Below are 23628 nucleotides of genomic sequence, written 5' to 3'. Positions count from 1 at the left end.
GAACCGTCTCTTTCATTTCCGCTTTGCCGAATCATTGCCGAGTGCATCCGAGCGCATCCGGGTGAATCGGCGCGCCGCCCGGCGTGTCGTACGGGCCAGTGTGCCCGGCGTGCCGTACAGGCCCCGTCCACCCTTACCCTCGTTCACATGTCCGCGCGCACCATCCCGCCCCCGAGCCGCCCCGTGGGCGCGGTGACCCGTGGCACCACCAACCCGAACCGGCTGCGCCGCATGGACCGCTGGATCGCCGCCGTGCACGGCCCGGCGCTGCGCCGTTCGGCCGCCGCGCCGGTCGCCGTGGACCTCGGGTACGGGGCCGCCCCCTGGACCGCCGTGGAGCTGCTGCAGCGGCTGCGTGCCGCCGAGCCGCGGACGAAGGTCGTCGGCATAGAGATAGAGCCGGCCCGGGTCGCGGCCGCGCGCCCGTACGAGCGGGACGGGCTGCGCTTCCTGCACGGCGGCTTCGAGGTCCCGCTGCCGGAGCGACCCCTGCTCATACGGGCGGCGAACGTGCTGCGCCAGTACGACGAGGACCAGGTCGCCGCGGTGTGGGAGAGGCTGTGCGCCCGCCTCGCGCCGGGCGGCCTGCTGGTCGAGGGGACGTGCGACGAGATAGGGCGGCGGCACGTGTGGGTGGCGCTGGGACCGGAGGGGCCGCGGACGGTGACGTTCGCCACCCGGCTGGGTTCACTGGAGCGGCCGTCGGACCTGGCGGAGCGGCTGCCCAAGGCGCTCATCCACCGGAACGTGCCGGGCGAGCCCGTGCACGCGTTTCTGCGCGACTTCGACCGGGCGTGGGCGGCGGCGGCCCCGTACGCCACTCTGGGAGCGCGCCAACGGTGGATGAGGGCCGTGCGCGATCTGGCCGCCGACTGGCCGCTGACGGGGGCGGGTTCGGACGGGCTGCGCAGGTGGCGGCAGGGCGAAGTCACCGTGAACTGGCCGGCCCTGGCACCCAATTCCGACTGAACAGACGGCGATACGGGGATCCGGGGAACACGGGACCGGGTTCGTTCGTCTCTGACAAATGGATGTGATCAGGCGGAACCCGGCGCGTGACCCTGTCGCTTTTGCGGAGGGCGTGGCACCATCACGACGTCGTGCGTAAGTTACTGACGGTAAATCACATTTAGAGGGGGAGCTTGTGAACCGACGCCGCTGTGCTGCCGCCGCGATCACCGTGGTCTGCGCCGTGACGTTGCTGGCGGCACCGGGCCAGGCGTTCGCGGCGCCTTCGCTCCTGGCTCCCGCCTCGATCGCCGCGCCCGCGGCGCCCGCCGCGCCCGAGCCGGCCCCGTCCGCGCCCCCGAAGAAGACCCTCGAAGAGATCCGCGTGGAGCTCGACGGCCTCTACGCCAGGGCCGCGTCCGCCACCGACGCGTACAACCTCGCCGAGGAGCAGGCGAAGAAGCAGTCGGCCGAGATCGTCGAGCTGGCCCGGGAGATAGTGAAGGGCCAGGACCGGATCGCCGACCTCAAGGACCGTGCGGGCGCCGCCGCCCGCGCCCAGTACCGGGGCGGCGGACTGCCGCCCGAGGCCCAGTTGATGCTGACGGACGACCCGCAGCTCTTCCTCGACAGCGCGGGCCGCTTCCAGCAGGGCCAGAAGGCGACGAAGGACCTCATCGCCGAACTCGAACAGACCCAGGCCGACTTGGCGGCGTACACCAAGGAGGCCGGCGCCCAGTGGACCAGGCTGGAGGCCAACCGCGTCAAGCAGGAGAAGGCCAAGAAGGAGATCAACCAGCAGATCGCCGCCGCGAAGAAGATCGAGTCGCAGCTCGAGAAGGAGGAGCGGGAGCGGCTGCTGAAGCTGGAGGAGGAGGCGGCGTTCCGGGCGCAGACGGCCTGGCTGAGCTCCGGCGTCCTGAAGAACATCGCGGCCGGCAGCGCGAGCAAGCAGGGCAGGAAGGCCATCGCCTTCGCGACCGCGCAGATCGGCAAGCCGTACGTGTGGGGCGCCGAGGGGCCCGGTTCGTACGACTGCTCCGGGCTGACCTCACAGGCGTGGGCGGCGGCGGGGCGGGGCATCCCGCGGACCTCGCAGGAGCAGTGGCGGCTGCTGCCGCGCGTCGACATCAAGGACATGCGGCCCGGCGACCTGATCATCTACCACGCCGACGCCAGCCATGTAGGGATGTACGTGGGTGACGGGGCGATCGTCCACGCGCCGCGGCCGGGACGGCATGTGACGCTGGCCGGCGCGGGTTCGATGGCGATCCTCGGAGTCGTGCGCCCGGACAAGTAGGCAGGGAAGGTGCCGTATGTCTTGTACGCACCGAATACCGGGACTTGCACCCGTACGGGCGGGCGGAATGTGAGCGGAACCACGTAACTGGCATCGTGGTGACAGGCGTCACGCGGTGATCGCGTGACGCCGGTCACCCGCGACGCGTGACGTTCGTCATCACCGGCGGGGCAACTACCTCCCGATGCGCGGCATATGCCATCCGATCTTCTCGCCACGCCATTCCAATGCACCGCCCGCTACCGCTATGGTCCCCGTCTGGCGGGACGTCGATCGTCGACCTGCCGCGCCCTCGGGGGGAGGGAAGGAAACCAGACAGATGCACGTACCCGTTCCGCGCCAGCGGACCGGCTCGCCCGTAGCAGTACCGGCCCCCGCCGTACCGCCTGTCTCCGTACCGCCCATGCGCGACACCGTCACCGAGACCACCAACGGCAGCGACCTCACGCTCCTCGTCATCGAGGACGACCCGGCGGGCACGTTCACCGTCCCCGAGATGCTGGACGCTGCCGGGACCCGTGTGCGTATCCGTACCGCCCGCAACCTCACCGAGGCCGAGCGGCTGCTCACGGACGACATCCACTGCATCCTCGTCGACCTGGCCCTGCCCGGACGCGTACGCGGCCAGTCCGGCGAGGACGCCGACGAGCTCGCCGTCCTGCGGCACGTCCTGCGCCTCGCGCCGTGCCACGCCGTGCTGGCGCTCACCGCCGAGGCGGACGCCGAGCGGGCGGCCGAGGCGGTGCGCGTGGGTGCGCAGGACTTCCTGCTCCGCACCGAACTGGACGGCCGGACCCTGAGCCGCGCCATCCGGTACGCCGTCGAACGCAAGCGCGCCGACACCGCGCAGGTGAAGCTGGCCGAGTCGCGGCTGCGGGCGCAGGAGAACGCCCGTCTGGAGCGCGGCCTGCTGCCCACGCCCCTCCTCCAGGGCTCGGATCTGCGGTTCGCTGCCCGCTACCGGCCGGGCCGCTCCCGCGCTCTGCTCGGCGGCGACTTCTACGACACGGTCCGCACCCCGGACGGCACGGTCCACGCCATGATCGGCGACGTCTGCGGCCACGGGCCGGACGAGGCGGCGCTCGGCGTGGAGCTGCGGATCGCGTGGCGGGCGCTGACGTTCGCGGGGCTGTGCGGCGACGAGCTGCTCTCCACGCTGCAGCAGGTGCTGGAGCACGAGCGGGAGAGCGACGAGATCTTCGCGACGCTCTGCATGGTCGACATCGCGCCGGACGGGCGCCGGGCGGGCCTGTGCCTGGCCGGCCACCCCTCCCCGCTGATCGCCCGCAGGGGCCAGGCGGCGCAGCTGCTCCCGTACGAGAACGGCGGCCCGGCACTCGGCCTGCTGCCGAACGCCCGCTGGCCGCGCCGTCAGGTCGAGCTGGGCGCGGCCTGGAGCCTGATGATGTACACGGACGGGCTCATCGAGGGCCGGACCTCCCCGGACGGGGAGCGCCTGGGCCAGGACGGCATGGTCGAGATGATCAACCGTCGGCTGGCGGCGGGGCTCCGCGGTGAGGCGCTGCTGGAGGCCGCGGTGGCCGAGGTGCGGGAGTTGAACGGCGGGGACCTGACGGACGACGTGGCCGTGCTGCTGCTGGACCGCGTGCGCTGACGGAACCTGCAGGACCCCGGCGGGCCGGACTCGACCGGCCGGACTCGGCGAGCCGGACTCGACGGGCGGGAAGCCGCGGGCGGGACGGCCCGGGACGCCTCCCTGGCCGGGCCCCGACGGGCCCCCGGCCCTACCGGCCGCCGTTGTACGGACCGTACGGACCGTCGCTGCTGGACCCGCCGCGGCGGCCACGGCCACCCGAGACCTGCTGGAGCGCGGGCCGCACGTCGACGAGGAAGACGATCGTCGCGATCAGGCCGGCGATCTGCAGGAACAGCATCTGCAGGAAGAGATCCACGGCGACCGTGACGCCCAGCAGGATCAGCCAGAACATCTTGGTCTGCTTGTCGGCGGCGCGGTAGGCGTCCTCGCGCGCGAGAGCGGCCATGACCAGCGCGGCGACCGCCAGGACAAGCATGACCAGGCCGAGCACCAGCCAGAGGAGACTTTCGAATCCGCCCATCCACATGCCGATCATGAGCACCGCCTAAGAGTGATGTGAAGCGCCTCGCGGCCAACGTACCCCGTATCTACCCACGGCAACGGGCCGGGCACCGATGACGTGCCCGGCCCGTGAGGGCGTCGGCCTGTATCCCCCGGTTGTCAGGTCCTACTTTCCGGAGGAAGGGCTGCTCTTCTTGGCCGCCGGCTTACTACGCGCCGGTGCCTTGCGGGGAGCCGGGGCGGCGGCCTGGGGACGCCCCTCCGTGGTGGCCTTGGCCTCGGGAGCGCTCTTCACCGAGGTGCCGTTGGCCTTGGGCTCGGAGCTGTTGGACTCCTCCGCCTTGGGCTCGACGGCGACCGCGATCTCGGCGATCTCCTCGGCCGCCTCGCCGCGCCAGGCCTTCACGGTCTGCTCGCCGTGCTCGGCGACCTTCTCGTACGTCTCGCGGGCACGGACCGCGTACTCGGCGGCCACCCCCACGCCCCGCAGCGCCAGGTCCTGGGCGGTCTCGCCCAGCTTCTTCAGATCGGTGTCCAGGGTCCCGAGCACCTCGGTGACCTTGGCCTGGACGGTGGCCTGGGCCTCCTTGGCCTGGGCGGTCACCTTCTCCTGCACGGCCTTCGGGTCGGTCTCCCGCACCGCCTCGAACCGCGCGGGCGCCTCGGCCCGCAGCTGCTCGATCAGCGCGGGCACCTTCTTGGCCTGCTGCACGGCGAGGTCGGCCGTGCCGGCCGCGAAGTAGAGGGGGGTCGGGTCGGTGAACGTCTTGCGCAGGTCATCAGCGATGGCCATGACTGTGGTCCTCCCGGATCGCAGAGTCAGAGTTCGGGTTCACGTACGGGTGATGCGGGTCCATCGGCACCACGTGCGTCGGCCGTGCGGGGGCCGTCATCGGCGGTGTCCTTATCCGTATCGGCGTCGAAGCCGTTCTCCTTGCGGAACGAGTCGTAGATCTGCAGAAGAACCTGCTTCTGCCGCTCGTTGATCGACGGGTCGGCGAGGATGACGGCCCGCGTCTCCAGCTCGTCCCGCTCCCGCTCGTCCAGAATCCCGGCCCGTACGTACAGCGTCTCGGCCGAGATCCGCAGCGCCTTCGCGACCTGCTGCAACACCTCGGCGCTGGGCTTGCGCAGCCCGCGCTCGATCTGACTGAGGTACGGATTCGACACCCCGGCGGCATCGGCGAGCTGCCGCAGCGAGAGCTGGGCGTTGCGCCGCTGCTCGCGGAGGTAGTCACCGAGATTGCCGACGTTGAGTGATGCCATACCCCCGATACTGCGACATGGGCGCTAACAATTGCAAGCACCTGCTTGCAAAAGTGTGTCCCGTCACGCTCGGACGGAGCAGGGTCCGAGGAAAGCGTCCCGTCTCACGCCGCCTGCTCGATGTCGCTGAAGCTGGACACCGCTGAGCCGCAGTCTCACTGAATCTGCTCTGTGGCGCACTCGGCTCCCCGGCTGGCGCGGCCACGTCTCAGCGAACCTGCCCCAGTGGCAGCGCCAGGTGCCTACGGTCTCTTGTCGTGGCACGAGGGGACGGCTGGCTGATGGGATATGCCGTGCTCAGGGCAGATCGGTCAGGTCGGCCGGGAGCCCGTTTCGGTCTGGAGTTCGTCGTCCCGGGCCAGGGGCAGGTGGCGGGTTCCCTCGCTGATCATTGGGACGTCCGGTTCGAGGATGTCGCGCCGGTCCGGCAGTTTCACTTCGCCAAGGGGCTGGCTTCCCGTTCCATCCAGCGATGAGATTTCCGACGTGACGCTTCACGAGAATGAGATCCCAGTCGACGAGACGCTAGTCCGATCACTGCTGAAAGCACAGCGCCCAGAGTGGGCTGCCCTACCGTTGTCGCCCGCAGGCGCGGGCACGGACAACACCATGTATCGGCTGGGCGATGACCTGCTCGTGCGACTTCCACGAACCGCCGATAACGGGCAGTCCGTGCGGAAGGAACAGGAATGGCTTCCTCGCCTGGCGCCCCTCCTTTCATGTCCGATTCCCGAGCCCGTCCATGCCGGGACGCCCGCCGACGCCTTTCCACTGGTCTGGTCGGTCTACCGCTGGATTGACGGTGCCGAGGCCGGCCCGGACACCATTCAGGACTGGCCTGCCTTCGGAACCGACCTGGCGGCGGTCGTGAGGGAGCTCCACCGCATCGACCTCATGGGAGCGACTCGCGCCGATGGCCTCAGCTGGTACCGCGGAGGCAGCCTGGGACCATGCGACCAATGGATCAGTAGGTGTCTCGACGACTGCCGAACCACCGTGGGTTCTGAGCTCGACGTCGACACTCTGGAACAGTTGTGGCGAGCTGCGCTCGCACTGCCCGAGCCCTCCGGACCTCACGTGTGGCTCCACGGCGACCTCAAGCCGACCAACCTCTTGGTCCGGGAAGGCAAACTCCACGCAGTCATCGACTTCGGAGGACTCTCGGTTGGCTTTCCTGACGCCGAGCACTCCACGGTCTGGGACCTGCCGCCACAAGCACGACAGGCCTACCGGGAGACCTTGAACCTCGACGATGCGACCTGGACCCGCGCCCGCGCCTGGGCCATCGCGGTGGGCGTCAGTGGAATCTCCTACTACTGGCACACCTTCCCCGCCTTCGTCGCCGAATGCCAGGCACGCCTTCAGGCAATCCTCACTGACGCCGCTGCGCGCTGAGTGGCTCCCGGGCCAGGAAGAAGGGCAATACGACGCAGGTTCAGTGAAACGCGACGGAACGCCGCGCGGAATGGAGCACCTTCACCGACACGCCCTCCGCCCAACTCGTCTCACCGAACCTGCACCGCCCTGTCACAGTCCCATCGAAAGCTCACTTCCGATGGGACAGGACAGAAAGCGCGAGGACGTAGGCTCCGGCCCATGGGTGGGTTCTTGCCGTTCCTGATGCTTGCCGGTGGCCTCGCCGCTGTCATGGGCTTCTTCACCTGGGTGGCCGTCCACGTCCGCCGCCGCGGCCTCGCCGGCGCGGCCGTCCGCGCGGCGATGGCCTCCTACGACGAGGCGTTCCGCGTAACCGCGCACGAGTCCTACTACGAGGTCCGGGCGCAGTCGGAACGCAAGGCGCCCCTCCTGTCGCCCGACGGCCAGGGGAGGCCGAGCGACGACGCCGCGGGCCGGCGAGTCGCGGCGAGCCGGCGACCACGTCAGCCGCGTCCTCGCCGCGGACGCGGTGAGCTCCGCCGGCTGGTCGACCGCCTGAGGCGCGTTCGCTGACCGTCGCTCTCATCCACGGTCCCCGCGTCCACCGTCCCCGCGGCCGCTTCGTCCTGCGTCCGCTTCACCCTGCGTCCGCTGTCCGCTCAGCCGTTGCCGCGAGGGGCGGCGGCCGGGGCGGCCGCCCCGGCGCCGGTGCGGCTCAGGTCCCGTACGTAGCGGATCCCCGGACGGCCGACCAGCACCATCTCGCCGGTCGGTAGGAATCCCGTACGGGCGAGGACGGCTCGCGACCCGGCGTTGTCGCGGGTCGTCACGGCCCGCAACGTGGTCAGTCCGTACTCCGACGCGGCAAGCACGCACACCTGGCGGACGGCGCTCGTGGCCAGGCCCTGACCGGCCGCCTTCTCGGCGATCCGGTACCCGATCTCGGCGGAGCCGTCCGCCACGTCGATCAGGTTGACCCGCCCCAGGATGTCACCACCGCTGTCCACCAGCACATGGAAGACGTGCAGTCCGGCGTCCTGCTCGGCGAGCAAGTCGCTGTGGCGTGCGTCGAATTCGACGAAGTAGTCGTCGCCACGGTCCGGAATGGACGCGGCGAAGTAGGCCCGGTTCTCCTGCTCGAACGCGAGCAAGGCCGGGGCGTGGTCGAGGCGGAGGCGCTGGAGTTCGGGCATGGGAGAACGGTACGCATCAGCGGAACGCCTCGGCGTTGCGCACCGCCCACTCGGCGAAGGTACGGGCCGGCCGGCCGAGGACCCGCTCCGCGTCGGGGCTCACCCGCCGTTCGGCTGCCGTCGGTTCGCCCAGGAGGGACAGGGTGCCGTCCACCACCGGTTCGGGCATGAACCGGAGCATGGCCGAGCGGGCCTCGGCCCGGGTGAGTTCGGTGAAGCGGAGCGGTGTGCCCAGGACGTCGCCGATGGCGTGGGCCTGTTCGCGCGGGGAGACCGGCGCCGGGCCGGTGAGTTCGTACGTACGGCCCGCGTGACGCCCGTCGCGCAGGGCAGCGGCGGCGACCTCGGCGATGTCGGCCGGGTCGATGACCGGGAGCGCGACGTCGCCGAAGGGCGCGGCGACCGCGTGACGGGAGCGGACCGACTCCGCCCACATGTACGCGTTGGAGGCGAAGCCGCCGGGCCGCAGCACGGTCCAGTCGAGGCCCGACTGCCGGACGGCGTCCTCGAAGGCACGCAGGTGGGCGTGGGAAGGGGCGTCCGGACGGGTCCCGGTGATCTGGGACGACTGAAGAACCACCCGTCGCACGCCGGCGGACTTGGCGACGTCGAGGAGGGCGCGGGGGTTCAGGCCCTCGCCGCCTCCGGCGACGAGGAGGTGGAGCGCGTCGGCCCCGTCGAGCACGGGCGCGAGGCTCTCGGGTACGGCCAGGTCGGCCTGCCGGTGCCGTACGCCGTCCTGTGCCTCCGCGTGCGACGGCCGTCTCGAAACCGCCGTCACCTGCTCGCCTGCCGCGGCGAGTTCCTGCACGAGCGGGCGTCCGACGTTCCCGGTGGCTCCGGTCACCACGATCATGTTCAGCTCCCATTTCCGTGTCCAGCGCTGCTGTCGGCACCATCCTGGAACTCGAACAGGCCATCTTCTGGCCACTTTCCGGAGCAGAATGAATCGGTATGAGAGCCGATCGTCTGGTGGCGACGCTGCTGTTCCTGCAGTCGCGCGGACGGGTGACCGTGGCGGAGGTCGCCGCGGAGCTCGAAGTGTCCGAGCGCACGGCCCGCCGGGACCTGGAGGCGCTGGCGGCGGCCGGAATCCCCGTCTACTCCCAGCGCGGGCGGGGCGGCGGCTGGTCGCTGGTCGGCGGCGCCCGGACCGACCTCAGCGGGCTGACCGCCGACGAGATCCGCGCGCTGTTCCTGATGGCGGGGCCGCTGTCGACGACGCCAGCGTCACGAACGGCGCTGCGCAAGCTGGTCCGTGCCCTGCCCGCCACGCTGCGCTCCGGTGCGGAGGCGGCGGCGGCCGCCGGTGTCACCGACGACACCGACTGGTCGCGCTCCCCCGTCACGGCCGCGACGCCCCAGCTCGACGTCCTGCGCCGCGCGGTGGTGGACGGCGCACAGGTCCGGCTCGGGTACGCCGGTCCCGGCAGGCCCGCGGGCGTGCGGACGGTGCACCCGCTCGGCCTCGCCGCCAAGGCCGGTGTGCCGTATCTCGTCGCGGACACCGACCGCGGGCTGCGGACGTTCCGGCTCAGCCGCATCAGGTCCGTCGAGACGACCGGCGATCCGGTCGTACGCCCGGACGGTTTCGACCTCACCGCCGCCTGGCGCTCGCTCGCCGCGCGCATGGAGGACCGCATGCTCGCGACGACCGTCCGGGCCAGGGCGGAACGCGGCACCGAGGCCGTACTGGAAGGGCTCTTCGGCGGGCGGCTGCGGATCGGCGCAGCAGCGTCGGACGACGGCGGCAGCGACCGCGACGCCGCCGACAGCGGCGGCGGCAGCAGCACCGGCACCAGCAGCGAATGGTTCGAGGTGGAGATCGACGGGCCGTCGCCGGAGATCGTGGCGGCGCAGCTGGCCGGTCTCGGTGCGCGCGTCGAGGTCCTGGAGCCGCCGGCGGCCCGGGAACGGCTGGCGCGGCTGGCGGTCGAGCTCGCCGCCACGTACGGGCCACCGGCGGGGGCCGCCGCGCAGCCCGCCGGCCAGAAGCCCGTCGGAAAGAAGCCCGACGGAAAGAAGCCCCCAGAAAATCCTGAGGACGGTGCGGCGATGTGTCGATCCGGGCCGGGGCCGTTCGTATAGAGGGTGACCGCGCCCGGATGGCGGGTGACCGCACCCGGGCCGGGCACGGACCCGGTGTCAAGGAGGACCACCATGAAGCAGTACCTGCTCAGCATCTACCAGCCCGACGGACCGACTCCCCCACCCGAGTTCCTGGAACCGATCATGCGGGAGCTCGAGGCCTTGAACGCCGAGATCAGGGCGGCCGGCGCCTGGGTGTTCGCCGGGGGCCTGCACGCGCCGAGCACCGCCACCGTGCTGCAGCTGAAGGGCGACGAGGTGCTCATGACGGACGGCCCGTACGTCGAGGGCAAGGAGCACATCGGCGGGTTCACGGTCATCCAGGCGCCCGATCTCGACGCGGCGCTCGAGTGGGGCCGCAGGTACGCCCGGGTGCTCGCCCCCCTGTCGATCGAGGTCAGGCCCATGGAGCACGGCACCTGTGCCTGAGGTGACACCGTCGGCGGTGGAGCGCGTGTTCCGGGAGGAGTACGGGCGCGCCGTCGCCGTCCTGGTCCGCGTCTTCGGTGACATCGACATCGCCGAGGAGGCGGTCCAGGACGCGTTCACCACGGCGGTGGAGCGGTGGCCCACGACCGGGCTGCCGCCGAGCCCGTCCGGCTGGATCATCACCACCGCCCGCAACCGGGCCGTCGACAGGCTCCGCAGGGAAGCGTCCCGCGAGGACCGGCACGCGCAAGCCGCCCTGCTGTACACCCGCCGTGCGGGCGACGGCCCGGACGGCCCCGACGGCCCCGACGAGGAGGGACCCGTGCGCGACGACCGGCTACGCCTGATCTTCACCTGCTGCCATCCCGCGCTCGCCCCCGCCGCCCAGGTCGCCCTGACCCTCCGTCTGCTCGGCGGCCTCGGCACCCCGGAGATCGCCCGCGCCTTCCTCGTGAGCGAGCCGACCATGGCGCAGCGGCTGGTCCGCGCCAAGGGCAAGATCCGTGACGCGCGGATCCCCTACCGGGTCCCTGCCGACGCCGACCTCCCGGACCGCGTCCGGGCCGTGCTGGCCGTCGTCTATCTCGTCTTCAACGAGGGATACGCCGCCAGTTCGGGCGAGCAGCTCGTCCGCGAGGACCTCTGCACGGAGGCCGTCCGCCTCGGCCGGCTCCTTGCGGAACTCATGCCCGACGAGCCCGAGGTCATGGGCCTGCTCGCGCTCATGCTGCTCGTGGGGTCGCGCCGGTCGGCACGCACGACCCCGGACGGCGGGCTCGTCCCGCTCGCGGACCAGGACCGAGGCCGCTGGGACCGCGGCCTGATCGACGAGGGCCAGGCCATCGTGCGGCAGTGCCTGCGCCGCGGCCGGCCCGGCCCGTACCAGATCCAGGCGGCGGTCAACGCCGTCCACAGCGACGCTCCGACCGCGGCCGCGACCGACTGGTCGCAGACCCTGCAGCTGTACGACCAGCTGTACGCGATCGCCCCGAACCCGGTCGTCGCCCTCAACCGCGCGGTCGCGGTGGCCGAGGTCGAGGGCCCGGAAGCGGCGCTCGCCCTGGTGGACGGCCTGGACGCACGGCTCGACGGCTACCACGTGTTCCATGCCGTGCGCGCCGACCTGTTGCGCCGCCTGGGTCGTGGGGAAGAGGCCGCCGAGGCGTACGAGGCGGCGAGCGCCCGCACGCAGAACGCGGCCGAGCGGGACTTCCTGCGGCACAGCCGCGAAGCGCTCGGCTGATGCTGCGCATATGAGCGGCTGATGCTCCGCACACGAGCGTTCGAGCGAACGACAGCGCGACCAGAAAGTCCACTTTCGAATAATCCGCCACGGAATCAACTTGTTACGCTGGCACGCATGACCGCCATGACACCCGCCCGCACCGCCCCCGACCTGTCCTTTCTCCTCGACCACACCAGCCATGTGCTGCGCACGCGGATGGCCGCCGCGCTCGGCGAGATCGGCCTGACCGCGCGGATGCACTGCGTACTCGTGCACGCCCTGGAGGAGGAGCGGACACAGGCACAGCTCGCGGAGATCGGTGACATGGACAAGACCACCATGGTCGTGACCGTGGACGCCCTGGAGGAGGCCGGACTGGCCGAGCGGCGCCCGTCCGGCCGGGACCGGCGCGCGCGGATCATCGCGGTGACCGAGGAGGGTGCGCGGATCGCCGGGAAGAGCCGGAAGATCGTGGATCGCGTGCACGCGGAGGCGCTCGGCACGCTCGCCGACGAGGACAGGGAAACGCTGCTGCGGGCGCTGAACCAGCTGGCCGGCGGCGGTCTGGCCACTCCGGCCGAGAGTCCGCGGCCGACCCGGCGGGCGAGGCAGCGCGGAATGTGAGACGGCGGGGGAAGTGAGGCAGCAGGGGAAGTCAGGCAGCGGGAAGCGAGGCGCCAGGAAGCGAGACACGAGGGAGTGAGGCGGCGCGGGAAGCAGAACGCCGCACAAGTATCGACCCGAGAAAGATAGTCTGCAACAAAACCATCTGTTACGGTCTCTCTGGTCGACCCTTCCGACGGCCCGACAGGAGACCTCCGTGTCCACCGACTCCCGCTGGCTCGCCCTCGCCGTCATCGCCACGGCCACGCTGATGACGATCCTCGACGGCAGCATCGTCACCGTTGCCATGCCGGCCATCCAGAACGACCTGGGCTTCTCCCCCGCCGGCCTCAGCTGGGTCGTCAACGCCTACCTCATCGCCTTCGCAGGTCTGCTGCTCCTCGCGGGGCGGCTCGGCGACCTGCTCGGCCGGAAGCGGATGTTCCTGGCCGGGACCGCCGTGTTCACCGTGGCCTCGCTCATCGCCGGGATCGCGACGTCGCCCGGAGTGCTGATCGCCGCCCGCTTCCTCCAGGGCGTCGGCAGCGCGCTGGCCTCGGCCGTCGGCCTGGGCATTCTCGTCACGCTCTTCACCGAGCCCAAGGAGCGCGCGAAGGCCATCGCCGTGTTCAGTTTCACCGGCGCCGCCGGGGCGTCGCTCGGACAGGTGCTCGGTGGCGTACTCACCGATGTGCTCGACTGGCACTGGATCTTCTTCATCAACCTGCCGATCGGCCTCGCGGCTCTCGCCGTCGCCGTACCCGTCCTGCCCGGCGACCGCGGCATCGGTCTGAGCGCGGGCGCCGATGTCATCGGCGCGCTCCTCGTCACGGCCGGGCTGATGCTCGGGGTCTACACCGTCGTCAAGGTCGAGGCGTACGGCTGGGCCTCGTCACACACGCTCGGCCTCGGCGCCCTCGCCGTCGTCCTGCTCGCCGCGTTCGCCGCACGTCAGGCCACGGCCCGCACGCCGCTCATGCCGCTGCGGATCCTCCGCCCGCGCAACGTCCTCGGGGCGAACCTGGTCCAGATGCTGATGGTGGCCGCCCTGTTCTCCTTCCAGATCCTCGTCGCCCTCTATCTGCAGCAGGTCCGTGGATACGGCGCCCTCGGGACCGGGCTCGCCATGCTCCCGGCGGCCCTCGTCATCGGAGCGGTGTCCCTGGGCGTCTCCGCCCGGCTGATCGCCCGCTTCGGCGAACGCACCGTCCTGCTGGTGGGGCTTGTGCTCCTGGGCGGGCTCCTCGGGCTGCTCACCCGGCTCCCCGTGCACGCCGACTACGCGCTCGACCTGTTGCCCGTCATGCTGCTGGCCGCCGGCTTCGGGCTGGCGCTGCCCGCACTGACCTCGCTCGGGATGTCCGGCGCGAGCGAGGAGGACGCAGGGCTCGCCTCCGGGGTCTTCAACACGACCGCGCAGATCGGGATGGCCCTGGGCGTCGCGGTGCTCTCCACGCTGGCGGCCGCCCGCACCGGTAGCCGGGTGTCGGACGGCAGCAGCCGGGCCGAGGCGCTGACCAGCGGCTACCAGCTGGCCTTCGCCGTCGGCGCGGGGCTCATCGGCACCGCATTCGTGGTGGCGCTCACCCTGCTCCGTACGCCTCCGCGGCCGGCCCTCCCGATCCGGCCCTCTGCGCGTGTCGAAAACGCCGGCTCCCGATCGACGCTTTGAGTGGGACCACCAGGGACCACCAGGCACCACGACCACGGCCGACCTCGGGAGCCACCATGACGACGAACGTGACAGTGACCGCAGACCTGATGATGTCGCTCGACGGCTGCATCGCCGGACCCCACGCCGGCATCGGCAATCCGGGCGGCGACGGCGGGCTGCGCCTGCACGAGTGGATGGCCGGACTGGCGAGCTGGCGGGAGCGCCAGGGCATGACCGGCGGCGAGCACAACCGCGACTCGGAGATCGTCGGCGAGTGGTTCGACGCGACGGGCGCGGTGGTGATGGGCCGGACGATGTTCGACACCGGGGAGAAGCCGTGGGGGGACAACCCTCCCTTCCGCGCGCCGGTGTTCGTCCTGACCCACCGTCCCCGCCGGCCCGAGGTCAAGGAGGGCGGCACCAGCTACACCTTCGTGACCGACGGCATCCACAGCGCCCTGGAGCAGGCCAGGGCCGCGTCCGGCGACCGGAACGTCGACATCGCGGGCGGCGCGGAGACGGTCCAGCAGTTCCTTCGCGCAGGACTGGTGGACGAGATCCAGCTGCATGTGCTGCCGGTGCTGTTCGGGGAGGGCCTGCGGCTGTTCGACAGGCTGGGCGCGCTGCACCAGGAGCTCGAGCCGCTGCGCGTGGTCCACACCTCGAACGCGACCCATCTCAAGTACCGCGTCACCAAGGGAGTTTGACCTCGGCCAAGGTGTACGTTCCAGACGTCCCAGCACGACGGCTCGGCACTCCGGGAGAGGCGTGGACAGCATGCGCGTCACACGGTGATCGACTTCGGCGGCCCCGACGCCCTGGCCCCGGCGGAGGCCCCGGAACCGGAGGCCTGCCCGGGCCAGGTCGTCGCGGCCGTCGGCGCCGACGGCCGGCCGCTTCTCGGTCCACGGCGCCCCGACGGGCGGCTTCGCCGCCGCGGACCCGCGGAGCCGGGCGCCGGGACGTACGCCTGCTGGGCATCGCGGACGTCCGGCTCTCGCCCTCGGTCCATACCGAACCGGCCTACCCGCGCCCTCGCCGCCGCTGCTTCTGGCACCCTGCACTCGGTGATCGGCGCGGCTTCCCCCTGGACCGGACATCGGAGGCTCATACGGCGATCGAGTCGCAGCGCCTGGTGGGCAAGGTGGCGCTGACGGCGTGAAAGCCCGTCAGCAGCCCTGGTCCGGCCCGGCGCTCCGGGCGACCAGCGCGGCGACGCCGTCCAGGATGCGGTCGAGCCCGAAGGTGAACTCGTAGTCCGGTTCGTCCGGCTCGGTCATCACGCCCGTCTTCAGGAGCGCGGCCACGGACGGGTAGCGGACCGGGTCGGCGAGGCGGGTGAGCATGTTCTCGTACCGGGCGGCGAACTGCTCGGGGGTGCCGCTCGCCCGCACGGCCGCGTCCAGGTCGGCCATCATCGTCGCCTCGCTCCGTACGAAGCCGCTGACCAGCAGGATCACGGAGATCTTGTCCCCGGAGCCGAGGCCCGTGGTCTCAAGCGCCACGAGGCCCTGCTCCCACCAGGCCACCATGTTGGGCGTGGCCGGCGGGCCGGAGACCGGGATGCGCAGCGCCCACAGATGACGCTGGAACACCGCGCGCTGCGCCCGCGCCCAGGACGTGAGCGCCTCTCGCCAGCCCGCGCCCTGCGCGACGGGCGGCGGGGTGCCGATGACGGCCTCCTGCATCAGTACGTACAGCTCGTCCTTCGCGCCGACGTACCGGTAGAGCGACATCGTCGAGACGCCGAGCGCCTTCGCGACCCGCCCCATGGACACCGCCGCGAGACCTTCGTCGGCCGCCAGCCGGATCGCGGCGTCGACGATCCGGTCCAGGCCGATGCCGGGCTTCGGCCCCTTCGACGGGCGTTCCCGCAGGCCCCAGGCTGCCTCGATACCGGCCGGCAGCCCGGTGTCGCCGCTGCCGCTTCTGTCCGCCACCACGCCACCGCCTCCTTGTCGCTTGACGAACATCCTAGTAATGCGTAACCCTTACGCAGTAACGCGTATGCCATACGCAGAAGGGGGAGGCTCATGGGGACAGACCACGCCGGCCACGGCGCATCGGCCGCAATCGAGGCACACGGACTCACGAAGTCGTACGGAGCAGTCGGCGTCCTGCACGGCGTCGACCTGCGTGTCGAACGCGGCACCGTCTTCTCGCTCCTCGGTCCCAACGGTGCGGGCAAGACCACCACCATCCGCATCCTCACCACGCTCACGACGGCCGACGCGGGCCACGCCCGCGTCGCGGGGCACGACGTCGTCACCGAGCGCGCCACCGTCCGCAGGGCCATCAGCCTGACCGGGCAGTTCGCGGCGATCGACGACACACAGACGGGCGAGGAGAACCTGCGCATGATGGCCCGCCTCGGCGGCGCCTCCCGCACCGCGGCCCGCCGGCGCGCCACCGAACTCCTCGACCGCTTCGACCTCACGGACGCCGCGCGGCGCCTGGCGCGTACGTACTCGGGCGGCATGCGGCGCCGGCTCGATCTCGCCGCCGGGCTGGTCGGCGACCCGGAGGTGATCTTCCTCGACGAGCCGACGACCGGCCTCGACCCACGCAGCCGCCGGCAGCTCTGGCAGGCCGTGCGCGACCTGGCGGGCCGCGGCGCCACCGTCTTCCTCACAACTCAGTACCTTGAGGAGGCCGACGGGCTCGCCGACCGCATCGCCGTGATCGACGGCGGCGTGCTCGTCGCCGAGGGCACGGCTGACGAGCTCAAGCGCCGCGTCGCCGGTCATCGCATCGACCTGGTCCTGGCCGACCGTGCAGCGTACGACCGGCACGCCGACCGGGCCGTGCACCGCTCCCCCGAGGCCCTCACCCTCGGCATCCCGACCGATGGCACCGCCGCCCATGTCCGCGCGCTGCTCGACGAACTCGACCCGCACCACCGGGACGTGGCCCGCTTCTCGCTCCACTCGGCGACGCTCGACGACGTCTTCCTCGCCCTCACCCGCACCGCGCCCGCCGCGACGACGACGCACACCCGTACCCCCGCACCCACGGACACAGAAACCGACACCGACACGCCCACGGAAAAGGAGCCCACCCGTGCCTGACGCCCTGTCCGACGCCCTGACACTCACGGGCCGCGGCATCCGCCTCAGCAGGCGCAACATCGACGCCGTCATCACCAGCATGCTGCTGCCGGTCATGCTGATGCTGATCTTCGTCTACTTCTTCGGCGGCGCCATCGACACCGGTACGGAGTACGTCACCTACGTCGTCCCCGGCGTTCTGCTCCTCTGCGCCGGCTTCGGCTCCTCCACCACCGCCGTGAGCGTCAGCGAAGACATGAAGAGCGGCATCATCGACCGTTTCCGCTCCCTCGACATCGGCGGCATCCCCATCCTGGCGGGCCACGTGACCGCCAGCGCCGCCCGCAACCTCGTCTCGACCGCTCTCGTCCTCGTCGTCGCCTTCGCGATCGGCTTCCGCCCCTCGGCCTCCGCCTCCGCCGCGCTCGCGGCAGCCGGCATCCTGCTCGCCTTCATCGTCGCCATTTCCTGGCTCTCGGCTGCCGCGGGCCTGCTCGCCAAGTCCCCCGAGGCGGCGGGCGGATTCACCTTCTTCATGATGTTCCTGCCCTACCCGAGCAGCGCGTTCGTCCCGATCGGGACGATGCCGTCCTGGCTCCACGGCTTCGCGGAACACCAGCCGGTCACCCCGGTGCTCGAGTCCCTCCGCGGCCTCCTGCTGGACCAGCCGGTGGGCAACACACCCTGGATCGCGCTGGGGTGGTGCGCGGGGCTGTTGGCGGTGGGGGTCGGGCTGTCCGGGGTGCTGTTCAGCGTGCGGACGAAGTGACCGGCGACTCGGCCCGCGGCTTCGCGCCCGGTATCACTCTGTCTCCCTCGGGCAGCGCCGCGATGAGGTACGGATTGACCACGCGACCCCCGCGGAGCCCCAGCGACGCCGTCGCCGCGTAGAGGGTCACGGCGTACGAGTCGACGGCCTTGCGCACATTGGGCGCGTCCAGGCCCACGCCCGTCACCAGCCGGTCCAGATCGATGTAGGCGGAGCGGACGAGCTCGATCCAGCGGTAGGTGCGACGGTCCTCCTCCCAGCCCTTTACGTAATCCGGGGGGAGGCTCCGTTCCCAGCGCCGGAACATGCGCCGGCCGATCTCGGAACGGTGCCGGGTCAGATGGAGATGGCGTACCAGGTCGTAGAGCGGGTCGCCGATCATCGCCATCTCCCAGTCGATGATCGTGAGCGGACCTGACCGGCTGCCCCTGACCAGGTTCCAGGGGTTGAGGTCGCCGTGGAGCAGCACGGGAGTCCGCGGTGTGACGGTGCGGCTGTCCAGCATCTCCTTCAGCCGGTCGGCCGCAGGCAGCCCGAGCACGCGCGCGAGCTGAAGCGATTCCTTGGGCAGACCCCGGACCAGCTCCACGAGCCGGTCGCTGAGCAAGCGGTAGAACGTGTCGCTGCTCACGGCGTCGTCGAGCGGGCCCGTGTCGATGTGCACGAGCGCGGCCAGCTGATCCACGAGATCGTCCGCCTCGTGCGGCAGCAGCCCCGACACGGGGTGATCCGGTGGCTGGAAGTAGTCCCCGGGACCCTCGTAGGAGTGGATCGCGAAACGGTCCGACAGCCCCTTGTAGCCGAGCGCGAGAATCCGCGGCGCCCGAACGGCCCCGACCGGCAGCTGTTCCAGTGCCAGCAGCACCTTGTGCTCGTCCAGGACGCATGGCTCCGCGCGCCTGGGTCCGCTCGCCCTGCGCCGTACGACGACGGACGCACCGGCGCTCGCCACGTCCACGATCGTGTTGATGTGGTGCGTGCCCTTGAACACGCGCTCGGCGGGTGCCGCCGCCTCGGCGGCCAGGGCCTCCGTCACCGCCGTCCACGGGAATCCCGGGCGCTCCGGCACCTGGACGTCCGCCTGCCACAGGACCGCCGACTGTCTGCTCCGGCCCCTGGCGTGACGACCGGAGCGGGCGGTCATGTGCCAGCGGTGGATCACCTGCTCGATCGCCGGCAGAGAGGGCAGTTCGCCCAACTGCAATGGTTCCTGTGCCGCTTGGAGCGCCCGCTGCACCGAATCGGCGGCCTGCGCGAGATCCCTCGGCAGATCCGTGCCGTCCAGTCGGTTCACCGCACGCATCACATCGGGATAGACGGACTGCGCCTGCTCGAAAGCGATGTAGTGACCCAGATCCTCGACGCCGTTCACGACGTCCGGCCGGATCTCGCCCACCGCCCGGCACCAGGCGTCCACGACCTCCTGCTCCTGGACGTCCGGGTAACGCATCCGTACGAGATGCGTCGCGAGGTCGTGCAGCGGGTCACCGTAGGTCGCCAGTTCCCAGTCGACGCACACGAGCGGCGGACCACTGTCGCCGTAGTAGGGGATGATCACGTTGTCCCGGTGGAGATCCGTGTGCAGCAGGCCGAACGGCCGGGCCGCCATACGGGGAATCCGGTCGGCGAACCTCCGCAGGGCGTCCTCGGGGACCCCCAGTGCCATGAACAGCTCTCCGAACTCGGTCCAATTGGGCTGCCGGATCTGCTGGTCGGCGAGCCTCGCCAAGGTCCGCAGGAACGCCTCGCTGTCACCGTCCTTCGGCCACCCGTACGGCAGCTCCGGCAGGTTCTCCCTGCGCACCCGCACCGTCTGGGCGAGCAGTCCGGCGAACGCCTCGACGAGCCGCGGGTCGACCGGCTTGCCGTACTCGCACACGCTCGACAGCGGCACGCCCTCCACATAGCTGTGCACGGCCGTGTCCCCGACCACCGCCAGGCACTCGGGCACATGGGGCAGCACACCCTTGAGCGTGTCGAGGACGAGCCGCTCGTCCTCCCACGTCCTGATGACGACCTGGAGCACTCCCCGCATCCGCCGGCGCACCGTGACGCGTTCCCCTGCACACCGCCCGAGGAAACGCGCCATGGGCTTGTCGAGTGGGACGATGAAGTTGCGGTTGTGATGCCCCCGGGTCGTCACCGCGGTGCGCGTCGCGTCACGGACGAAGCGGGCGAGCGCGCCGTCGTCGGGCGTGCCGTGACGGTGCGCGGGCGCGCCGTCGTCGGGCGGGACTGCGGCCGGCAGAACGGCCGCAGGGGTAGCACCCACAAGCCGCTCCTGAAACAGTCACGGGGGCGTTGATGATGACGCACACCTTAGCGGCCTGAGCCCGGTGGCGACGCGCTTCGTTACTACTGCTTCACCTTCCAGTGGGAGTCGAACCACACCTGTGCGGCCTCGACGAAGACGGACCCCTGGGAGCCCGGGTCGCCGTCCTTCGCATAGTGGAAGAGGGTCGCCCCCACGCCCAGCACGTCCCTGATGACGACCTCCTCGTCGTCCGGAGGCAGCAGCACCTTGCGCTCGGTCAGGTCGTAGAAGCCGTGCAGCGCGTCCGTGCCGTTGAGCAGATAGAGCTTGGCGGTGGGGTACTGCGGTACGTGGCCGACGTGAAGGTCCGCCTCGGCCACCAGGCCCTCGCGCCGCAGGTCGTGGAGCGTGTCGCGCAGCGAATCGGCGTGGCGGCGGCTGATGTCGCGCAGTCGCTCCAGCGGCCGCAGGTCTTCCGGATCCGCCACGTTCCGCGGATAGACCGACGGCTGCCGCAGATCAGGGAGCAGGAGACGGACGGTGATGCGGCGCGGGCCGATCTCACCGCTGCGCACCCGCTCCGACTGGACACGCAGATGGGTGTCGAGCGACTCGGAGGTCAGGGTGAACGCGTCCAGGGTCACCTCCGGCTGCTCGAAGGCCGCCCGGATGAACGGGGCGAGAGTCACCCGTCCGGTGCCCGCCTTCCGGGTGCTCGACGAGGTGTGGATCGTCTGGCTGCTCTTGAGAACGCGCGAGCCGCTGCCCTGACGGGACTCGATCCACCCTTCGTCGGCGAGCTCCCGCAGTGCGCGCTGCACGGTGTCGCGGGAGACGCCGAACGTCTCGGCGAGCTGCCGCTGTGTGGGCAGCACGGCGTCGACCGGGTATCCGCCGTCGGCCAGCTGGGACCTCAGCGTGTCCGCGACACGCTGGAACTCCCGGCCGGCCCCCTCGCCGGACTGTCTGCTCCCCACGCCGTGACCGTACCCCTTCCGGCCGCTCCCTCATACCACTTTCGGTCAAATTGGCGGGCCTACATCCCTACGGGTTAAGCGATCTGACGGAAAGGGGACCACCACTTCAATCAACCAGTCCAATTGGGCCGGAAGTTGATCGGGTGACTGGACCCGAAGGGAGGGAACGCCATGGCCCGCCTCCTGCAAACCTTGCTGGAGCTGATCGTCCACCAGCTGTTCGGGGCTCCCGGACTGCTCGTCGCCGTCCTCGCTCTGGCCGACAAAGAGGAAAGGCGCGACTGCGCGGTGCTGGGGTGCGTGGTCTGCGTACTCCTGCTGCTCTAGATCCGGTCCCTGCCCACGCATCGGACGGCGTCCAGGACCGGTTCCAGCGAATCCACGGTCACCGACGCCCCCGCCCGGTGCAGTCTTTCCACCCGATGCCCATCACGGCCGAAACCGAGGAAGCGCACACCCGCCTCGCGGGCCGCGTACAGGTCGGAGGGGGTGTCGCCGATCATCAGCGACGCGGCCGGGTCCGCGCCGAGGGAGGTGAGGGCGCGCAGCACACAGTCCGGGTCGGGCTTGAGGAGGTGAAGATCGGTGGTACGGCCGTGGATGTGGGGCGCGAAGCACTCGCGCAGCCCGCGGCCGGTGAGGTACTGCTCCGCCACCCGCGGGGAGTTGTTGGTCGCGATGGCAAGGCCGACGCCGATCGCACTCCAGGTACGTATCAGCGGGTCGGCGTAGGCGGTGGGCCAGGCGGTCGTGGTGGCGTGGAGCTCCTCGCGGGTCAGCTCCGCCTCCAGCGCCTCGACCAGCTCGCTGCCCGGCTGCAGCCGGCTCACCGCGCGCAGGACGGCATGCGGGTCCCCGGAGTCCCGTTCCTCGTCCGTCAGGAGTACATGGCTGCCGCGTTTCTCCAGCCACTCCACCAGGCTGTCGGCGACGTGGTGCGCGCGATGGCCCGCGAAGAGGTGGCAGATGGGGCCGTCGAAGTCGAAGAGCACATGCTCGGCGCCGCTGACCAGATCCTTGAGCTGCTCGACCACGTGTGCCGCCTGTTCCGTGTGTGCCGCTTGGATAGTCACTAGGAGAGTGTGAGGTTCGACGCGATGGTGTTCCAGAGTGCGTCGAACCACATCTGTGACTGCGCCACGAAGGCGGCGTCGCGCGACCCGTGCGCGGCGACGAACGGGAAGAGCAGCGACTGCATCCCGAAGGCGTCGTACATCTCGACGGGTGTCTCGTCGATCTCCTCCTCGCGCCTGGTGACTTCGTAGTACGCGAAGAGGGCCTCGGAGCCGTTCAGGACGTACAGCTTGACGGGAGGGGTGAGGGGCAGCGCACGGAAGGTGACCTTGACGTCGATGCCGTGGGAGCGGTGCAGGGCCTGGAGGTTGTGGCGGAGGACCTGCCCCTGGGCGTTGCGCTGGGTCAGCCAGCGCTGGTGGACGGGGTTGTCGTCGATGAGGGCCTGCTCGGTCTCGACCGGCGTCGGGAAGGCGAGGTTGATGTCGCGGCCGGGGAGCAGGATGCGGGCCTCGATGGTGTCCGGCCTGATGCGGCCTTCGTGGATGAGGCGCAGGGGCTCGCCCAGGGCCAGCATCAGGGTCTCGGCGGTGAGACTGAGCGCGTCGATGCGGACATGCTCGGCGGAGAACGCCTCGGCCATGCGCGGGCCGAGCGCCACCATCGTCGGCTGCGGGTCGTCGGCGTCGTGCGCGGACCGGGCGACGTTGCCGGCGACACGTGCGGGGGCGCCGCGCGTGACGTGGGTGAGCAGGCCCTCGTCCTGCAGGATCTTCAGGGCGTCGCGGACCGTTCCCCGGCCGGCGCCGAACTCCTCGACCAGATGCGACTGCGTGGGCATGGGATCCCCGGCCTTCAGCTCACCGCTGCGGATACGCCCCCGCAGAATGTCGGCAATGTCCTGGTAGCCGAGCTTTTGTTCGGTGTCTCGTCCGTTCATGCTGCCGTTCTCCTGGTTCACAGGTCGACGCTACAACTCTCTTCCGTTTGTGGGGAGTTATTGGAAGAGGGTTATTCGAGGACACCAAGTGGGGACAACTCCAAGTGAGTTGGCACCAACTTTCAACACTTGGCCTAAGTAGGCCGATGCTAACTCCAGTTGGTCGATCAGCCAACGGGTTCGCACGCTCCTCCCACACCCCAAGGAGGGACCTGCCATGCCGCTCCTCACCTTCGCCGTCGAAGAGTTCATCCACTGGCGCTTCGGCATCGTGGGCGTCGTCAGCCTCGGACTGCTGAGCTTCGGCCTGCGCGCCAAGAACGCCACGGCAACAGGCGCCGGCAGCATCATGCTCGCCCTGCTGCTCCACTCCGCATCGGTCTGAGGCCGCCGCGGGCGCGGCAGCACAGGCGGCCCCGCCCGCGGACCCGGCCTCGGCCTCGTCCTCGAACCCACCCCCCGAGCACACCCCCTCAGAGCACACC

At 70.8% G+C, this 23628-nt stretch carries 25 protein-coding genes; 15 read left to right on the top strand and 10 right to left on the bottom strand.

The features are described 5' to 3' along the window. Positions 1 to 147 precede the first annotated feature (147 nt). From ACWCP0_RS06960 to ACWCP0_RS06950, 3 genes are all read left to right on the top strand, one after another. Positions 148 to 969 carry a class I SAM-dependent methyltransferase gene (locus ACWCP0_RS06960; RefSeq protein ID WP_451077827.1) on the top strand — a complete coding sequence of 274 codons (822 nt, stop codon included), beginning with the start codon at positions 148 to 150 and terminating at the stop codon, positions 967 to 969. A 175-nt stretch (positions 970 to 1144) separates the two neighbouring features. Beyond that, entirely contained in the window at positions 1145 to 2248 is a 1104-nt protein-coding gene (locus ACWCP0_RS06955) for an NlpC/P60 family protein (RefSeq protein ID WP_451077826.1), read from the top strand. A gap of 319 nt (positions 2249 to 2567) precedes the next feature. After that, entirely contained in the window at positions 2568 to 3863 is a 1296-nt protein-coding gene (locus tag ACWCP0_RS06950; protein WP_451077825.1) for a PP2C family protein-serine/threonine phosphatase, read from the top strand. 130 nt (positions 3864 to 3993) lie between these two features. Here ACWCP0_RS06950 and ACWCP0_RS06945 read toward each other — a convergent pair whose 3' ends face one another. The 3 genes from ACWCP0_RS06945 to ACWCP0_RS06935 all read right to left on the bottom strand — a co-directional run bounded on the left by ACWCP0_RS06945 (position 3994) and on the right by ACWCP0_RS06935 (position 5573). Continuing rightward, positions 3994 to 4332 (bottom strand): DUF2516 family protein, encoded by a 339-nt coding sequence (locus tag ACWCP0_RS06945; protein WP_451078043.1) that lies wholly within the window; start codon positions 4330 to 4332, stop codon positions 3994 to 3996. Between the two features lie 141 nt (positions 4333 to 4473). Continuing rightward, positions 4474 to 5100 carry a hypothetical protein gene (locus ACWCP0_RS06940; protein ID WP_451077824.1) on the bottom strand — a complete coding sequence of 209 codons (627 nt, stop codon included), beginning with the start codon at positions 5098 to 5100 and terminating at the stop codon, positions 4474 to 4476. 26 nt (positions 5101 to 5126) lie between these two features. Beyond that, on the bottom strand, positions 5127 to 5573 hold the full coding sequence (locus ACWCP0_RS06935; RefSeq protein WP_351229841.1) for a helix-turn-helix domain-containing protein: 447 nt from the start codon (positions 5571 to 5573) through the stop codon (positions 5127 to 5129). A gap of 486 nt (positions 5574 to 6059) precedes the next feature. Between ACWCP0_RS06935 and ACWCP0_RS06930 the strand changes: the two genes are divergently transcribed. Continuing rightward, the gene (locus ACWCP0_RS06930) at positions 6060 to 6968 is read left to right on the top strand and encodes an aminoglycoside phosphotransferase family protein (RefSeq protein WP_451077823.1); all 909 of its coding nucleotides are present in this window, start codon (positions 6060 to 6062) and stop codon (positions 6966 to 6968) included. A gap of 201 nt (positions 6969 to 7169) precedes the next feature. Next, entirely contained in the window at positions 7170 to 7523 is a 354-nt protein-coding gene (locus ACWCP0_RS06925; protein ID WP_451077822.1) for a hypothetical protein, read from the top strand. 86 nt (positions 7524 to 7609) lie between these two features. On the opposite strand, the gene ACWCP0_RS06920 is transcribed toward ACWCP0_RS06925, so the two are convergent. Further along, complete coding sequence (locus tag ACWCP0_RS06920; RefSeq protein ID WP_451077821.1) at positions 7610 to 8143, bottom strand: GNAT family N-acetyltransferase; 534 nt, start codon at positions 8141 to 8143, stop codon at positions 7610 to 7612. Positions 8144 to 8159: 16 nt separating this feature from the next. Then, positions 8160 to 8999: an NAD(P)H-binding protein gene (locus tag ACWCP0_RS06915; RefSeq protein WP_451077820.1), complete on the bottom strand. Its 840-nt coding sequence runs from the start codon at positions 8997 to 8999 to the stop codon at positions 8160 to 8162. 98 nt (positions 9000 to 9097) lie between these two features. On the opposite strand from ACWCP0_RS06915, the gene ACWCP0_RS06910 reads away from it, so the two are divergent. From ACWCP0_RS06910 to ACWCP0_RS06885, 6 genes are all read left to right on the top strand, one after another. Then, positions 9098 to 10231, top strand: coding sequence for a helix-turn-helix transcriptional regulator (locus tag ACWCP0_RS06910; protein ID WP_451077819.1), 1134 nt, complete (start codon positions 9098 to 9100; stop codon positions 10229 to 10231). 72 nt (positions 10232 to 10303) lie between these two features. Further along, positions 10304 to 10660, top strand: coding sequence for a YciI family protein (locus ACWCP0_RS06905; RefSeq protein ID WP_451077818.1), 357 nt, complete (start codon positions 10304 to 10306; stop codon positions 10658 to 10660). Then, a complete protein-coding gene (locus ACWCP0_RS06900; RefSeq protein ID WP_451077817.1) occupies positions 10653 to 11903 on the top strand; it encodes an RNA polymerase sigma factor in 1251 nt (416 codons plus the stop codon). The genes ACWCP0_RS06905 and ACWCP0_RS06900 overlap by 8 nt, the downstream gene beginning before the upstream one ends. A gap of 117 nt (positions 11904 to 12020) precedes the next feature. Continuing rightward, on the top strand, positions 12021 to 12509 hold the full coding sequence (locus tag ACWCP0_RS06895) for a MarR family winged helix-turn-helix transcriptional regulator (protein ID WP_451077816.1): 489 nt from the start codon (positions 12021 to 12023) through the stop codon (positions 12507 to 12509). A 250-nt stretch (positions 12510 to 12759) separates the two neighbouring features. Then, entirely contained in the window at positions 12760 to 14160 is a 1401-nt protein-coding gene (locus ACWCP0_RS06890) for an MFS transporter (protein ID WP_451078042.1), read from the top strand. A 56-nt stretch (positions 14161 to 14216) separates the two neighbouring features. Further along, positions 14217 to 14849 carry a dihydrofolate reductase family protein gene (locus ACWCP0_RS06885; RefSeq protein ID WP_451077815.1) on the top strand — a complete coding sequence of 211 codons (633 nt, stop codon included), beginning with the start codon at positions 14217 to 14219 and terminating at the stop codon, positions 14847 to 14849. Between the two features lie 462 nt (positions 14850 to 15311). On the opposite strand, the gene ACWCP0_RS06880 is transcribed toward ACWCP0_RS06885, so the two are convergent. Next, entirely contained in the window at positions 15312 to 16085 is a 774-nt protein-coding gene (locus ACWCP0_RS06880) for a TetR/AcrR family transcriptional regulator (RefSeq protein WP_451077814.1), read from the bottom strand. Positions 16086 to 16175: 90 nt separating this feature from the next. Between ACWCP0_RS06880 and ACWCP0_RS06875 the strand changes: the two genes are divergently transcribed. Next, positions 16176 to 17210, top strand: coding sequence for an ATP-binding cassette domain-containing protein (locus tag ACWCP0_RS06875; protein WP_451077813.1), 1035 nt, complete (start codon positions 16176 to 16178; stop codon positions 17208 to 17210). After that, positions 17203 to 17958, top strand: a complete 756-nt coding sequence (locus ACWCP0_RS06870; protein WP_451077812.1) for an ABC transporter permease — start codon at positions 17203 to 17205, stop codon at positions 17956 to 17958. Before ACWCP0_RS06875 ends, ACWCP0_RS06870 begins: the two co-directional genes overlap by 8 nt. On the opposite strand, the gene ACWCP0_RS06865 is transcribed toward ACWCP0_RS06870, so the two are convergent. Together ACWCP0_RS06865 and ACWCP0_RS06860 are read right to left on the bottom strand one after the other, a co-directional pair. Then, a complete protein-coding gene (locus tag ACWCP0_RS06865) occupies positions 17939 to 20230 on the bottom strand; it encodes a phosphotransferase (RefSeq protein ID WP_451077811.1) in 2292 nt (763 codons plus the stop codon). The genes ACWCP0_RS06870 and ACWCP0_RS06865 overlap by 20 nt on opposite strands. A gap of 83 nt (positions 20231 to 20313) precedes the next feature. Further along, positions 20314 to 21189, bottom strand: a complete 876-nt coding sequence (locus ACWCP0_RS06860; protein WP_451077810.1) for a winged helix-turn-helix domain-containing protein — start codon at positions 21187 to 21189, stop codon at positions 20314 to 20316. 171 nt (positions 21190 to 21360) lie between these two features. Between ACWCP0_RS06860 and ACWCP0_RS06855 the strand changes: the two genes are divergently transcribed. Then, the gene (locus tag ACWCP0_RS06855; RefSeq protein ID WP_451077809.1) at positions 21361 to 21516 is read left to right on the top strand and encodes a hypothetical protein; all 156 of its coding nucleotides are present in this window, start codon (positions 21361 to 21363) and stop codon (positions 21514 to 21516) included. Here ACWCP0_RS06855 and ACWCP0_RS06850 read toward each other — a convergent pair. Both ACWCP0_RS06850 and ACWCP0_RS06845 read right to left on the bottom strand, forming a co-directional pair. Next, the gene (locus ACWCP0_RS06850) at positions 21513 to 22262 is read right to left on the bottom strand and encodes an HAD family hydrolase (protein ID WP_451077808.1); all 750 of its coding nucleotides are present in this window, start codon (positions 22260 to 22262) and stop codon (positions 21513 to 21515) included. The two genes, ACWCP0_RS06855 and ACWCP0_RS06850, sit on opposite strands and share 4 nt — an antisense overlap. Further along, positions 22262 to 23143, bottom strand: coding sequence for a winged helix-turn-helix domain-containing protein (locus ACWCP0_RS06845; protein ID WP_451077807.1), 882 nt, complete (start codon positions 23141 to 23143; stop codon positions 22262 to 22264). Before ACWCP0_RS06845 ends, ACWCP0_RS06850 begins: the two co-directional genes overlap by 1 nt. 217 nt (positions 23144 to 23360) lie before the next feature. On the opposite strand from ACWCP0_RS06845, the gene ACWCP0_RS06840 reads away from it, so the two are divergent. Beyond that, the gene (locus ACWCP0_RS06840) at positions 23361 to 23528 is read left to right on the top strand and encodes a hypothetical protein (protein WP_451077806.1); all 168 of its coding nucleotides are present in this window, start codon (positions 23361 to 23363) and stop codon (positions 23526 to 23528) included. The last annotated feature ends 100 nt before the right edge of the window (positions 23529 to 23628 follow it).

The organism is Streptomyces sp. NPDC001970 (genome assembly GCF_053594115.1).
This window is presented reverse-complemented; position numbering and strand designations above follow the sequence as displayed.